This is a genomic window from Streptococcus mitis B6, assembly GCF_000027165.1.
Taxonomy (GTDB): domain Bacteria; phylum Bacillota; class Bacilli; order Lactobacillales; family Streptococcaceae; genus Streptococcus; species Streptococcus mitis_AR.
The window spans coordinates 101,302-113,217 of the sequence record NC_013853.1; the positions used below are offsets into that span (position 1 = coordinate 101,302).

At 39.0% G+C, this 11,916-nt stretch carries 15 protein-coding genes and 3 pseudogenes; 9 read left to right on the forward strand and 9 right to left on the reverse strand.

The window, feature by feature from the left end; translation table 11 throughout:
- The first annotated feature begins 71 nt into the window (after nucleotides 1-71).
- The 3 genes from SMI_RS00480 (at nucleotide 72) to rpsD (ending at nucleotide 2,625) form a co-directional block, all read left to right on the forward strand.
- Nucleotides 72-770, forward strand: a complete 699-nt coding sequence (locus SMI_RS00480; protein ID WP_000520637.1) for a response regulator transcription factor — start codon at nucleotides 72-74, stop codon at nucleotides 768-770.
- Nucleotides 767-1,819, forward strand: coding sequence for a HAMP domain-containing sensor histidine kinase (locus tag SMI_RS00485; protein ID WP_000769776.1), 1,053 nt, complete (start codon nucleotides 767-769; stop codon nucleotides 1,817-1,819). Before SMI_RS00480 ends, SMI_RS00485 begins: the two co-directional genes overlap by 4 nt.
- Before the next feature lie 194 nt (nucleotides 1,820-2,013).
- A complete protein-coding gene (gene rpsD / locus SMI_RS00490; protein ID WP_000092756.1) occupies nucleotides 2,014-2,625 on the forward strand; it encodes a 30S ribosomal protein S4 in 612 nt (203 codons plus the stop codon).
- Between the two features lie 95 nt (nucleotides 2,626-2,720).
- Here rpsD and SMI_RS00495 read toward each other — a convergent pair.
- From SMI_RS00495 to SMI_RS10690, 4 genes and pseudogenes are all read right to left on the reverse strand, one after another.
- Nucleotides 2,721-2,939 (reverse strand): annotated as a pseudogene (locus SMI_RS00495) (tyrosine-type recombinase/integrase); the annotation flags it as partial.
- Nucleotides 2,940-3,601: 662 nt separating this feature from the next.
- On the reverse strand, nucleotides 3,602-3,817 hold the full coding sequence (locus tag SMI_RS00500) for a hypothetical protein (protein WP_000420651.1): 216 nt from the start codon (nucleotides 3,815-3,817) through the stop codon (nucleotides 3,602-3,604).
- Nucleotides 3,818-3,847: 30 nt separating this feature from the next.
- Nucleotides 3,848-4,057 carry a CPCC family cysteine-rich protein gene (locus SMI_RS00505; protein ID WP_001044017.1) on the reverse strand — a complete coding sequence of 70 codons (210 nt, stop codon included), beginning with the start codon at nucleotides 4,055-4,057 and terminating at the stop codon, nucleotides 3,848-3,850.
- A 214-nt stretch (nucleotides 4,058-4,271) separates the two neighbouring features.
- Nucleotides 4,272-4,457 (reverse strand): annotated as a pseudogene (locus tag SMI_RS10690) (CPCC family cysteine-rich protein); the annotation flags it as partial.
- Nucleotides 4,458-5,205: 748 nt separating this feature from the next.
- Here SMI_RS10690 and SMI_RS00515 point away from each other — a divergent pair.
- The 4 genes from SMI_RS00515 to SMI_RS00530 all read left to right on the forward strand — a co-directional run bounded on the left by SMI_RS00515 (nucleotide 5,206) and on the right by SMI_RS00530 (nucleotide 8,416).
- A complete protein-coding gene (locus tag SMI_RS00515; RefSeq protein ID WP_001101476.1) occupies nucleotides 5,206-5,493 on the forward strand; it encodes a type II toxin-antitoxin system RelB/DinJ family antitoxin in 288 nt (95 codons plus the stop codon).
- Nucleotides 5,483-5,830, forward strand: coding sequence for a type II toxin-antitoxin system RelE/ParE family toxin (locus SMI_RS00520; protein WP_000395513.1), 348 nt, complete (start codon nucleotides 5,483-5,485; stop codon nucleotides 5,828-5,830). Before SMI_RS00515 ends, SMI_RS00520 begins: the two co-directional genes overlap by 11 nt.
- 510 nt (nucleotides 5,831-6,340) lie before the next feature.
- Nucleotides 6,341-7,147 (forward strand): hypothetical protein, encoded by an 807-nt coding sequence (locus SMI_RS00525; protein ID WP_000834989.1) that lies wholly within the window; start codon nucleotides 6,341-6,343, stop codon nucleotides 7,145-7,147.
- 21 nt (nucleotides 7,148-7,168) lie between these two features.
- Nucleotides 7,169-8,416 (forward strand): toxic anion resistance protein, encoded by a 1,248-nt coding sequence (locus SMI_RS00530; RefSeq protein ID WP_000134331.1) that lies wholly within the window; start codon nucleotides 7,169-7,171, stop codon nucleotides 8,414-8,416.
- Between the two features lie 343 nt (nucleotides 8,417-8,759).
- Here the strand turns inward: SMI_RS00530 and SMI_RS10905 are convergent, their stop codons facing one another.
- From SMI_RS10905 to SMI_RS00540, 3 genes are read right to left on the reverse strand one after another with little or no spacing between them, the layout of a single operon-like run.
- Entirely contained in the window at nucleotides 8,760-8,885 is a 126-nt protein-coding gene (locus tag SMI_RS10905; protein WP_000667625.1) for a hypothetical protein, read from the reverse strand.
- A 42-nt stretch (nucleotides 8,886-8,927) separates the two neighbouring features.
- Nucleotides 8,928-9,266 (reverse strand): Cd(II)/Zn(II)-sensing metalloregulatory transcriptional regulator CadX, encoded by a 339-nt coding sequence (cadX, locus tag SMI_RS00535; RefSeq protein WP_000711088.1) that lies wholly within the window; start codon nucleotides 9,264-9,266, stop codon nucleotides 8,928-8,930.
- Between the two features lie 11 nt (nucleotides 9,267-9,277).
- Complete coding sequence (locus tag SMI_RS00540) at nucleotides 9,278-9,892, reverse strand: CadD family cadmium resistance transporter (protein WP_000615749.1); 615 nt, start codon at nucleotides 9,890-9,892, stop codon at nucleotides 9,278-9,280.
- 28 nt (nucleotides 9,893-9,920) lie between these two features.
- Between SMI_RS00540 and SMI_RS10695 the strand changes: the two are divergent.
- A pseudogene (locus SMI_RS10695) lies at nucleotides 9,921-10,089 on the forward strand (FanG protein).
- Between the two features lie 66 nt (nucleotides 10,090-10,155).
- Here the strand turns inward: SMI_RS10695 and rpmG are convergent.
- Together rpmG and rpmF are read right to left on the reverse strand one after the other, a co-directional pair.
- A complete protein-coding gene (gene rpmG / locus SMI_RS00550) occupies nucleotides 10,156-10,305 on the reverse strand; it encodes a 50S ribosomal protein L33 (RefSeq protein ID WP_001265622.1) in 150 nt (49 codons plus the stop codon).
- A gap of 15 nt (nucleotides 10,306-10,320) precedes the next feature.
- Nucleotides 10,321-10,503 (reverse strand): 50S ribosomal protein L32, encoded by a 183-nt coding sequence (rpmF, locus tag SMI_RS00555; RefSeq protein WP_000290417.1) that lies wholly within the window; start codon nucleotides 10,501-10,503, stop codon nucleotides 10,321-10,323.
- A gap of 232 nt (nucleotides 10,504-10,735) precedes the next feature.
- Here rpmF and SMI_RS00560 point away from each other — a divergent pair, with 232 nt between their 5' ends.
- Nucleotides 10,736-11,902 carry an IS30 family transposase gene (locus tag SMI_RS00560; protein WP_000163005.1) on the forward strand — a complete coding sequence of 389 codons (1,167 nt, stop codon included), beginning with the start codon at nucleotides 10,736-10,738 and terminating at the stop codon, nucleotides 11,900-11,902.
- The last annotated feature ends 14 nt before the right edge of the window (nucleotides 11,903-11,916 follow it).

Below are 11,916 nucleotides of genomic sequence, written 5' to 3' on the forward strand. Positions count from 1 at the left end.
TCATCGTAAAACAATAAAAATAGTGTTATACTTAAAGCAGTATAGCACTGTTTTTATCAAAGGAGAGACAGATGGGAAAGACAATTTTACTCGTTGACGACGAGGTAGAAATCACAGATATTCATCAGAGATACTTAATTCAGGCAGGTTATCAGGTCTTGGTAGCCCATGATGGACTGGAAGCGCTAGAGCTGTTCAAGAAAAAACCGATTGATTTGATTATCACAGATGTCATGATGCCTCGGATGGATGGTTATGATTTAATCGGTGAGGTTCAATACTTATCACCAGAGCAGCCTTTCCTATTTATTACTGCTAAGACCAGTGAACAGGACAAGATTTACGGTCTGAGCTTGGGAGCAGATGATTTTATTGCTAAGCCCTTTAGCCCTCGTGAGCTGGTTTTGCGGGTCCATAATATTTTGCGTCGCCTTCATCGTGGGGGCGAAACAGAGCTGATTTCCCTTGGCAATCTGAAAATGAATCATAGTAGTCATGAAGTTCAAATAGGAGAAGAAATGCTGGATTTGACTGTTAAATCATTTGAATTGCTGTGGATTTTAGCTAGCAATCCAGAGAGAGTTTTCTCCAAGACAGACCTCTATGAAAAGGTCTGGCAAGAAGACTACGTGGATGACACCAATACCTTGAATGTGCATATCCATGCTCTTCGACAGGAGTTGGCAAAATATAGTAGTGACCAAACGCCCACTATTAAGACAGTTTGGGGGTTGGGATATAAGATAGAGAAACCGAGAGGACAAACATGAAACTAAAAAGTTATATTTTGGTTGGATATATTATTTCAACCCTCTTAACCATTTTGGTTGTTTTTTGGGCTGTTCAAAAAATGCTGATTGAGAAAAGCGAGATTTACTTTTTGCTTGGGATGACTATCGTTGCTAGCCTTGTCGGTGCTGGTATTAGTCTCTTTCTCCTGTCGCCGGTATTTACGTCGTTGGGCAAACTCAAGGAACATGCCAAGCGGGTAGCGGACAAGGATTTTCCTTCAAATTTAGAGGTTCAAGGCCCTTTAGAATTTCAACAATTAGGCCAAGCTTTTAATGAAATGTCCCATGATTTGCAGGCCAGCTTTGATTCCTTGGAAGAAAGCGAACGAGAAAAGGGCTTGATGATTGCTCAACTTTCGCATGATATTAAGACTCCTATCACTTCGATCCAAGCGACGGTAGAAGGGATTTTGGATGGGGTTATCAAGGAGTCGGAGCAAGCTCATTATCTAGCAACCATTGGACGCCAGACGGAAAGACTCAATAAACTGGTTGAGGAGTTGAATTTTTTGACCCTAAACACAGCCAGAAATCAGGCGGATATGACTAGTAAAGACAGCATTTTTCTGGATCAGCTCTTGATTGAGTGCATGAGTGAATTTCAGTTCTTGATTGAGCAAGAAAGAAGAGATGTCCACTTGCAGGTAATCCCAGAGTCTGCCCGGATTGAAGGAGATTATGCTAAGCTTTCTCGTATCTTGGTGAATCTGGTCAATAACGCTTTTAAATACTCTGCTCCAGGAACCAAGCTGGAAGTGGTGGCTAAGCTGGAGAAGCACCAGCTTTCAATCAGTGTGACCGATGAGGGGCAGGGCATTGCCCCAGAGGATTTGGAGAATATTTTCAAACGCCTTTATCGTGTCGAAACTTCGCGTAATATGAAAACAGGTGGTCATGGCTTGGGTCTTGCGATTGCGCGTGAATTGGCCCATCAATTGGGTGGGGAAATCACGGTCAGCAGCCAGTACGGCCTCGGAAGCACCTTTACCCTCCTTCTCAACCTCTCTGGTAGTGAAAATAAAGCTTAAAACCCCTTTACAAATCTAGCCATTCATGGTAGAATGGATTTTGTGCGAAATATCAGCAGGAAAGCATGAAGCTCGTCAACAGGTGTCTTATGATAAGTAACCTTGGCTGTTTAGGCGAAGGGCATCTGCACGAATCAGGGCTTTCTAAGTGACTATTTCCACCGAAATATTATTTATATCAGGAGGACATTCACATGTCACGTTATACAGGACCATCTTGGAAACAAGCTCGTCGCCTTGGCCTTTCACTTACAGGTACAGGTAAAGAATTGGCACGTCGTAACTACGTACCAGGACAACACGGACCAAACAACCGTTCTAAATTGTCAGAATACGGTTTGCAATTGGCTGAAAAACAAAAACTTCGTTTCACTTACGGTGTAGGTGAAAAACAATTCCGTAACTTGTTCGTACAAGCTACAAAAATCAAAGGCGGAATCCTAGGTTTCAACTTCATGCTTCTTTTGGAACGTCGTTTGGATAACGTTGTTTACCGTCTTGGTCTTGCGACTACTCGTCGTCAAGCTCGTCAATTCGTAAACCACGGTCACATCCTTGTTGACGGAAAACGCGTTGATATCCCATCATACCGCGTAACTCCAGGTCAAGTGATCTCAGTTCGTGAGAAATCATTGAAAGTTCCAGCTATCCTTGAAGCAGTAGAAGCTACTCTTGGACGTCCAGCATTCGTATCATTCGACGCTGAAAAATTGGAAGGTTCATTGACTCGCTTGCCAGAACGCGACGAAATCAACCCAGAAATCAACGAAGCACTTGTCGTTGAATTCTACAACAAAATGCTTTAAGATAAGACTTTATATTGTAAGAAGCCTACAACAGTGGGCTTTTTGCTTTGTCTTAAAACGTTGATTTCTGGGTTTGTCATCATTTTTGTCATCACTTATAACGAACTAACAGCTTTCTCATAAAATGAGAAGGCTGTTTTTGCTTTTTCTTTGGAGAGATGATTGTAAGTGTCCATAGTCATAGCTAGTGTAGAATGACCTAGACGGTGTTGTAATTCTTTATAGGGTATTCCAGAGTTTAGCAAAAGCCTAGTATGTGTGTGTCTGAAACGTGTGTTTAAACGAGTTGATAGTGTTTTATTGTTTGGGTATTGAGGAAATAAGAAAAGTTTAAGTCTGTTATTTTAAATTTGATGTTTACAAAATGATAAGCAGATAAGCAAAGTAATAACTTGCCTTAGTTGCTCGCAGAATGACAAGGGATAGAAGAGATAAAAATGTCTCTTAATTCCTTACCAAATGGTATGGAGAATGGACTTGAACCAAGAGCGAACGCCGAGAAAATGCAAAAAAGCACTTAGAAAAATCTAAGCGCTCAAGAGTAGTGGACGGTGTGCCTGTCCCGTCATCTCATACTATGAAGTTGCGTAGCGACACTATCATTTCTACCTCACTTCTCTTTAAACTAATTATATCATAAAGGAGTAGCAGCTTGACCACTGACGAAGTAGAAAAGAAACAAAAAGTATTAAAAATTTTGAAAAAGCAACTCAGAGACTAGACTTAGACTTAGACTTGAAGATAAGTGATTGTATGATGTACGACGTGAGATATTCGCCACTCTCTTTACAAGGCGAACTGGAGAGAGATTAAAGCTATGGCAATTATACGAGGCGCTAGACATCGATAAGGCTCAATATGAGTGCCTCAAGGCTGAGATACTGCTAGACTTTGCTAAAAGCTATCGTGGTGGTGTTTTAGTGGTGTATAAGCAAAACAATATCTTAGGCCTAATTAAAAGCCCTTAGAAACGAATCTAAGGGTTTTTTGACTGGTTGATTTTATCAGTAATTTCAATTTCCTTGATTTCATTTTCAAAGAGTTTAATCCATTTGGTTCCAGAATTAACGGATAACCCATCAAATTCTTCATCGTGGACATCTTTGTCTTCGTAAAGAGCTACACCTTTAAATATTTGGCCATCAATATCGGTGATTCTGACAACCTTGTTATTAAATTCTTTAAGTTCCATCAGTCTCTCCTTTCGTGGTACTATAGTCTGTTATATTATTGGAATTCCCTTAACATACGCTTCTTTAGCCTCCGCAAGTGTCATTTTATTAGGACCACCATCTATATTAGTTTCTCCTGTATTTTGCCACTGACAAACGTCACAGATATCATACACTGCGGTAACAGTACCACATACTGGACAATGGACATATTCGCTACCGTTAATAATGATTAAATTCTCTTTTCCAGTCTTATTCATTTAAGGTTACTCCCAACACTATACAAATATATTAGCTATTTCTATACACTACTTTTTCAATATCATTGATTGTAATTGTTATGGTATCCCAGTCTTTCGAGGAATCTCCTATGTCAGCAATAAAAGTATCTTCACTTAATTTTTCGACAATTGTCGCCGTTTGACCGTTTTTTAACAACACTGTATCAAATTCTAGAATTTTTACGATTTTTCTCCTTGCGTAAGCTTCTTTGGCTTCGGCTAGAGTCAATTTATTTGGGCCACCGTCAATATTTATAATACCAGTATTATGCCAACGACAGACGTCACAGATATCATAGTCCATAACTTCAGTTCCGCAAACAGGGCAATGTAACCATAAATATCCATCAATTTCCCATGTCGATTTTGATCTATCCATATAAATCCCTCCTCCATAAACTCGCCAAACCAGTCTTTTTGGTGAACCGTCAACATTAACCCACTTTTTCATCATTATACTGCAAATCGAAGGGGATTGCTAATAATTGAGTGTGTATTCCAGATGTGCTATGATAGTATTATTAGGTAATAAAAAAAGCACGATTGATTGTCCTTTTGTGGGGGTTTTTGTGGTTGAAAAGGACTAGAAAAGGTGTATAATATAGATAAAGAATAGAAGTAGAGAAACATCGGGAACTACGCACCCTTTGGGTATCTGAAAAGCGGGGAATTCCCGTCCCGCCTATTCCAGCACCTAGAGAAATCTAAGTGCTTTTTGATATGAGTTATTTTTGCCTTTTATATACTACGTGGTATAATGAATCTATCAGCAATAAAAAAAGCACGTTTGACCGTGCTAGTTTCTTGCCTGCTGAACTCATCATTTTAAGTCCTTTTTTGTTACCCGTTATGTTTTTTCAACTTATTTGAATTTAATAGTTTTGGAGAAAATCAAGTTAGATTTAGAGCAGGCTTAGGCCTGTTTTTCTGTACCTAATCACTGCAAGATAATAAAATGTTGTAATATTTTATTGAATCAGATAGGCTTTAGAGCCTTGATATTAAGCACTTTGGTGCGCTTTCCTTTAGTGCTTTTTGATTTCTCTTAGTATCCAGCTATAATCGTCTATATGCAACTAGACCTGTATAGTTTAAAGTGATATAATAGTCTAAAAGGAGGTACTACTATGAATGTTTTAGAAAAAAATACACAGGTAAATTTTAAGACTAACAGAGACTTGTTAGAGAAGGCTAAAGCTATTATCACAGCGCAAAATCTTGATATGACAGCCAGCTTTAACTTGTTTTTGGAACACATTGTAGAACATAAATCCTTGCCATTTGAAACTCAAGTAGATAAAGAAAGAGAAGAACTTCTATCAGGGTTGCGTGCTGAAATTGCCCGTAGCTTTGACGATTTAGAACAGGGAAGAACTTACAGCCTTGATGAAGTGAGGGCTAACCTTGGAATTTAACGAGAACGCATATAGCCTCATTATCTCTGAAACGGTACAAGAACAGCTAAGAGGTATCAAAGACTATATCTCAGCTAACTACTTTTCAGAACAGGCAGGAGCAAACACAGTTAGGAATATTCTTTATGGTTTGGAGCGTCTTGAAGTCTTCCCAGAAGCAGGATTTGATGCTGACGAAAGAGTAGGATGTATTATATATCCACCCCTCAAAACTCGATGTATCATTTTAGGAGATTATCTAGCCTTCTATCATATTTTAGAGGACAGAAAAGCTGTCTTTGTATCAGATATTATTCATAGCAAACAGGACTACATCCGCTTGTTCAAGAAAAAGTAGCGCCTATATAAAGGCGTTTTTGTTTGGGAATGCCACGATGTTGATGATATAAATCTGGTATGATATAATGTTTTGGCCCCCTCAATTTAATGAAGGGAGGTGTTACATATGTTAGAAACTTTACTCACAGTGTTTCTAGCTCCGTTACTTGTTAACGTACTATCTGAGCTTTTCAAGCTATGGATAAAGAGACGTAGCAAGTAGCTCTTAATCCTTTAAGAGGGTAGCAAAAAACCCCATCGGTGGCACGGTGGGGTTTTTTAGTTACATATGCTGTAACTTTACTCACATTGTAAGTTCATTCTAACATATAACACCCAATATTTCAAGTTTTTATTTTTATATTTCCTCAGAGTGTGTTTGTGGTTTGAGTCCGCTTCACTGAAATTAGCACACGCGCTACCAAGTTCCATTCTACAGCAAAGAAATCAACTCTTTTCTAGGGATTTCCGCCCTCATTTTTGTCTTTTGTGCTAAAATAGACTTATAAATTGAAAATAAGGAATGTTTATGAAATCGGGTAATGGTTTTTGGAAAGGTTGTCTCTATTTTGGGGGCTTCTTGTTCTTGTTGGGCCTTTTGGTCCAATATGCTCTTCCGCTTGCAGCTTGTGTACTGCTAGGCTATGGTGGTTATCGTCTCTATAAACGTTGGCGTTATCCTCTTTTGCAGGATGCCTCTCTAGATGATCGGATTGAGCTTTTAAAAGCTCGGATTCGTCAGGCGGACAAGGATATTCAGCAATTAGAGGGAACTTTAGTAGAAAAAGGCTCAGAGTCCTATAAGAGTCTGGCCAATCAAGTATTAATCGAACTGCGGGAAATCCATCAGGAGGCGGATCGTCTCAAGTCCTATATCGATGCTGATGTCTACAACCGTATTGACAAAAAGGTTCGTACAGTAAGGGCAAACATCGATGTTCAGCTAGAACGTTTGGATAGAGAAAGTCAGGTAGATCTTGAAAATGCGGAGACAGAGGAATTAGCTCCAGAATTGTCCCAGACCTTGGCCAATATTGCTATTGACCATCAGGCTATTTTAGACAAGATTGCTACCTCTGCCGAGGGGGATAAGGAAGAATTGACGGCCATTCATAGTTTGAAGATGGAGAAATTCAAAACGATTTTAGAAGGTTATTTAAAGATTAAGGCCAATCCTAAAAACTATAATCGGGCAGAAGAACGCTTAGAGCAAGCTAAAGCAGCTATCGAACAATTTGACCTTGAGCTAGACCAAGTCTTGAGAGAACTCAATGAAACAGATATGCGTGATTTTGATATCAGTCTGCGTATCTTAGAAAAAGATCGTAAAGAATAGGTTAGAAATAAAGGAGTAACCATGACAGAATTTAATTTTGATATTGACCAGATTGCCAATAATACGGTAGCTAAGGTGGATAAAACAACCCAAATCATCGAGACCAATACTGGCTCGGACAAGACCTTAACCTTCCTTGAAAAGTTGAGCCCTGAGCAGCAAGAAGGAATCAAGGCGCACGTGCCCCAGTTAGTAGACCAGTTTGTCACAAATCAAAATGCTCTTTTAGATTTTGGACAATCTGCTGTCGAAGGTGTGAACAATACGGTCAATCGTATCTTGTCAGAACAAAAGAAACTGCAGATTCCCCAAGTGGATGATCTACTCAAAAATACCAACCGTGAGTTGCAAGGCTTTGTAGTTAAATACAAGAACGCTGAAATTGCTGAGTTAGAAGAAAAGCCAAACTTTTTGCAACGATTGTTTAACAAGAGCAAGAATACCCTACAAGAATTTTACTTTGACTCAAAAACAGTGGAGCAAAAGCTCGATGGTATGGCAGCTGCAGTGGTCAAGCAAGAAGATGTGCTAGCTCGAAATATCGTCTCTGCTGAGATGTTGATTGAGGACAATACCAAATCCATTGAAAATCTAGTGGGAGTGATTTCCTTTATCGAAGCCAGCCAGACAGAAGCTGGTAATCGCGCTGCCGAACTGAAAGCTCAAACTGACCAACTTTATACAAGTACGGTAGAATACCAAACCAAGTCACAAGAATTGGCCCGCATGGCTGAAGTGGTTAATACTCTTGAACAACAACACACTGAGTATGTCAGCCGTCTCTATGTTGCCTGGGCAACAACACCTCAGATGCGCAATCTTGTGAAGGTGTCATCTGATATGCGCCAAAAATTGGGCATGCTTCGTCGCAATACGATTCCAACAATGAAGCTTTCTATTGCTCAACTGGGTATTTTGCAACAGTCAATGAAATCAGGTGTTGTGGCAGATGCCATTGTCAATGCCAATAATGCTGCTCTTCAGATGTTAGCTGAAACCAGTAAGGAAGTGATTCCGCAGATGGAACGAATTGCCCAAAGCCCGACAGTCGCTGTCGAATCGGTTACCAAACTGGCTGAAAGTCTGGTCGCTCAAAACCAAGGTATCGTCGCTGCTATTGAATTGGGACGCCAGAAACGTGCCCAGCTAGAAACAACTATCGTTAAGTCCGCAGAAATGATCAACGATTCTGTCAAGCTACGCGATGAGAAAATCGTCCAAGCCCTTCTAGACCAAGGCAAGGCCGCCCAGAAAGAAGTACAAGAATAACACACAAGTCCCTTGTAATGTAGATTTGCAGGGGATTTTGGATTTTTCTATATATTAGAGTCTAATTTATTTCACAAAAAATGTAGTCATTCGAATGATTTGTCTTGCAATGTAGTGGAATTAACAAAAAGAAAAAACGCTTGAATGCGTTTTTCTTCTGTATTAATTCGTATTGAATGCTTACTTAACTTCTATCTACAGTTTCTATAAATATAATAGAGCTGAAGCAGTGGTAAAACAGATTTTCAACAAACTTGGCGATATCTCTAAAAATAATTTCTTTATAGTCCAAGTCGGTTTGAGTATTCAAATAAAGCAATATTGAAGCGGTAACTTGTCGCTTTTACTTTTCAACTTGGCTAACTTGACCTGCATTACCTAGGTAGCTTTGCTTTAAATTATATTTTTCTCTTAAAGATTTGATACGAGTATGTATTTCTTGTGAGTAATTTTCATCAAAAAATTTCATATATAATCCCCTATAATCATGGAAAAGTAGTAAAAATAGTTGTTATCCTAGTTGATTAAAAAAATCTCTAATTTCCTCATCTTTTATAAAATAATATATAATTTTCCCCTCTCTTCTAGTGCCCAAGATGTTTTGATTGGCTAGTTTACGAAGATGGTGGGAAGTAGATGCCATACTGAGATTTAGTAAACAGGCTATATCACAGACACAGAGTTCTTCAACAGCAAGAAGATAGAAGATGATATTTATCTGTTTATTATCGGTAAATTTTGTTAAAATGCGAAGTGATTTTTGGACTTTTTCTTTTTCAAGGTAGTTCGTTGCGGTTGTAATATTTTGCTGATTTATAACATTCACTTGGCAGATACTATCTTTTTTCATAATATTTTCTCCTAGCCTAATATAGTCCATAGTATGTCAAAACTGTTATTTTCAATCAGGATATATATCCCCAATCCTAAATAAACAACGGCAATAAACCATCTGCTATATTTTTCCAAAGTTTCTCCAACAGAAGGGACTTGTGCCAATTTTTGGGCAGAAAAAACCAAGAGATAAATCATGACTAGAAAAGTAAGTAAAGTCACTATCAAATTCGCTAAATTTAAGGTGATAAAATATGGGACAAAGACACCAATATTGTCAGCGCCACAACTTGCAAAAGTAATCATAGCGACTAGAACAATCAGGTTTTTATTGTCTTTTCGCAAACCATCTTTTGCAATAGCTTCTCCATCAGAATCTCCTAAAAGCAAAACTTTGAGGCCTAGGAAAATTGGAATCAAACCGAGTAAACCTAAAATCTCTTTACTAGGAATATAATTTAGGACAAATGCAAAAAGCAAACTTAGCAATATTAGACTAACAGAGCCTAGAAATTGTCCTAAATAGATGTTAATGATGTCTTTTCTGCTTTTTCTTTTGGCAAAAAATAACATTAGGATAATAAGTAAGTCTACGGCTGTCCCAGAATACAGTATTATTGAAGTAACAACATTTTGAATCATAAAACACCTCATTCAAATATATTTTTGAATGTATTTTAACATTAAACTTTGTAGATGTCAACTTAAAATCCACCAAAATATAGATAAGAAGTTAGTGTACCAAATATTAAAAAGCCCTGCCATCGAAATGATAGCAGAGCTTAACCAATATCCAACTGATATATTTATCTAAAAAATTGATTTGTAGTGCAATGTAATGAGTTTCAAAAAATCAAAAAACGCTGATTAAGCGTTTTTCTTCTGTATTGATTCGTATTGAATGCTTACTTCACTTCTGTAAACACAACGTGTTTGCGAAGTTTTGGTGAGTATTTCTTCAATTGAAGACGGTCTGGAGTGTTACGTTTGTTTTTAGAAGTAAGGTACAAGCGTTCACCAGATTCTTTGTGTTCAAGTGTAATATTTACGCGCATGGTATCTCCCTTCTATTATTCAGCTGATGCAGCTTTAGCGATTTTACGTCCTTTGTAGTATCCTTTAAGTGATACACGGTGAGAACGTGAGTAATCTCCAGTAGTTTCGTCAAAGTTTACAGATGGAGCTGTTACTTTGTAGTGTGTACGACGTTTGTTTTTCTTCGCTTTTGAAGTGCGACGTGCAGGTACTGCCATTTTGATTTCTCCTTTAGGTATTTATATTCGATTCAATCTACTGATTTTCATCAACCATACTAGGATAACACATTTTTTTTGTAAAGTAAAGTTACTTGACAAAAAAAGATGAAAAAATTCTCCTGCGTAACTTCTCAAAGTAACTTCCATCTCTCTCCCAAAACTGGAAGTTAGTCTCAGACGATGAATTATGCTAGAATTAAGTCTGAGACTTTTCGTGAGGAGGTACCTCATGACGAAAAAACAAAAACATCTCACTCTAGAAGACCGTATTGACATCCAAACTGGAATCAGCCAACAGGAGACTTTCCGTTCCATCGCTGAGAAGATGGGGAAAGACCCGTCAACGATTTCAAAGGAAATCAAGCGCAATCGCATCATGCATCCAACATCCGTCAAATCTGATTGCACGGATTGCCCTCTTCTCAAAAAAGCTCCTTATGTCTGTAACAACTGTCCAAAAAAGAGGACGGATTGTGGGTTTAACCGCTATCTTTACTACGCGAAAAAGGCACAGGAGCAGTACGAGACTATGTTGAGGGAATCCAGACAGGGCATTCCCCTAAACAAGGAAAGTTTTTATCAGATGGACAAGATCTTAACCCTAGGCATCCAGAAGAAACAAAGCATCTACCATATCATTCAGACACATAACCTACCTGTGTCGAAATTTACGGAGTATCGGCATGCCAAGCTGGGCTATCTGACAGCCAAGCCCATTGATTTCCCTCGGATGGTCACGTTTTCGGAACGCAGAAAATCCAGAAAAGTAGCTATTCCCAAAGAGCTGAAAATTGGGCGGACCTATCAAGATTTCCAAGAGTTACGAGAAACTGATGATTTCTTCAAATGGTTGGAAATGGACACGGTCATCGGCAGACCTGGTGGAAAGCTACTGCTCACCTTCAACGTTTCCTTCTGTAATTTCCTCTTCGCCTTGCTTTTGGACAACAAGACTGCTCTGGAAGTCGCCACTAAATTCGCAGCTTTGAAAGAAAGAGTCATGGACGGAGGGTATGCGTTCCATCAGCTGTTCCCTGTCATTCTCACAGACAACGGATCTGAGTTCGCCTATGTGGAGGAGCTTGAGCGAGACATTGATGGGAAGTCTCACCTCTACTTCTGCGACCCTAGCCGTCCTGACCAGAAGGGGCGGATTGAGAAGAACCATACGGTTTTGCGAGCCATTCTTCCCAAGGGCACTTCCTTTGACCAACTGACTCAGAAAGACGTCAATCTAGTCATTTCCCATGTCAATTCCTTGAAACGAGAAGAGTTTCAAGGAAAATCTGCTTACGACGTCTTCACCTTCACCTTTGGCGAGGACATCGCTGCTCTTCTGGGTTGCCAATTTGTCAAACCAGAAGACACACACTTATCACCTGATTTATTGAAATAAAGGGAATTTTCCCC

What these genes read in the sequence shown, in the direction of transcription:
- SMI_RS00480 (WP_000520637.1), top strand. Translation starts at nt 72, where the DNA reads ATGGGAAAGACAATTTTACTCGTTGACGACGAGGTAGAAATCACAGAT.
- SMI_RS00485 (WP_000769776.1), top strand. Translation starts at nt 767, where the DNA reads ATGAAACTAAAAAGTTATATTTTGGTTGGATATATTATTTCAACCCTC.
- rpsD (WP_000092756.1), top strand. Translation starts at nt 2,014, where the DNA reads ATGTCACGTTATACAGGACCATCTTGGAAACAAGCTCGTCGCCTTGGC.
- SMI_RS00500 (WP_000420651.1), bottom strand. Translation starts at nt 3,817, where the DNA reads ATGGAACTTAAAGAATTTAATAACAAGGTTGTCAGAATCACCGATATT.
- SMI_RS00505 (WP_001044017.1), bottom strand. Translation starts at nt 4,057, where the DNA reads ATGAATAAGACTGGAAAAGAGAATTTAATCATTATTAACGGTAGCGAA.
- SMI_RS00515 (WP_001101476.1), top strand. Translation starts at nt 5,206, where the DNA reads ATGAATGTTTTAGAAAAAAATACACAGGTAAATTTTAAGACTAACAGA.
- SMI_RS00525 (WP_000834989.1), top strand. Translation starts at nt 6,341, where the DNA reads ATGAAATCGGGTAATGGTTTTTGGAAAGGTTGTCTCTATTTTGGGGGC.
- SMI_RS00530 (WP_000134331.1), top strand. Translation starts at nt 7,169, where the DNA reads ATGACAGAATTTAATTTTGATATTGACCAGATTGCCAATAATACGGTA.
- SMI_RS10905 (WP_000667625.1), bottom strand. Translation starts at nt 8,885, where the DNA reads ATGAAATTTTTTGATGAAAATTACTCACAAGAAATACATACTCGTATC.
- cadX (WP_000711088.1), bottom strand. Translation starts at nt 9,266, where the DNA reads ATGAAAAAAGATAGTATCTGCCAAGTGAATGTTATAAATCAGCAAAAT.
- SMI_RS00540 (WP_000615749.1), bottom strand. Translation starts at nt 9,892, where the DNA reads ATGATTCAAAATGTTGTTACTTCAATAATACTGTATTCTGGGACAGCC.
- rpmG (WP_001265622.1), bottom strand. Translation starts at nt 10,305, where the DNA reads ATGCGCGTAAATATTACACTTGAACACAAAGAATCTGGTGAACGCTTG.
- rpmF (WP_000290417.1), bottom strand. Translation starts at nt 10,503, where the DNA reads ATGGCAGTACCTGCACGTCGCACTTCAAAAGCGAAGAAAAACAAACGT.
- SMI_RS00560 (WP_000163005.1), top strand. Translation starts at nt 10,736, where the DNA reads ATGACGAAAAAACAAAAACATCTCACTCTAGAAGACCGTATTGACATC.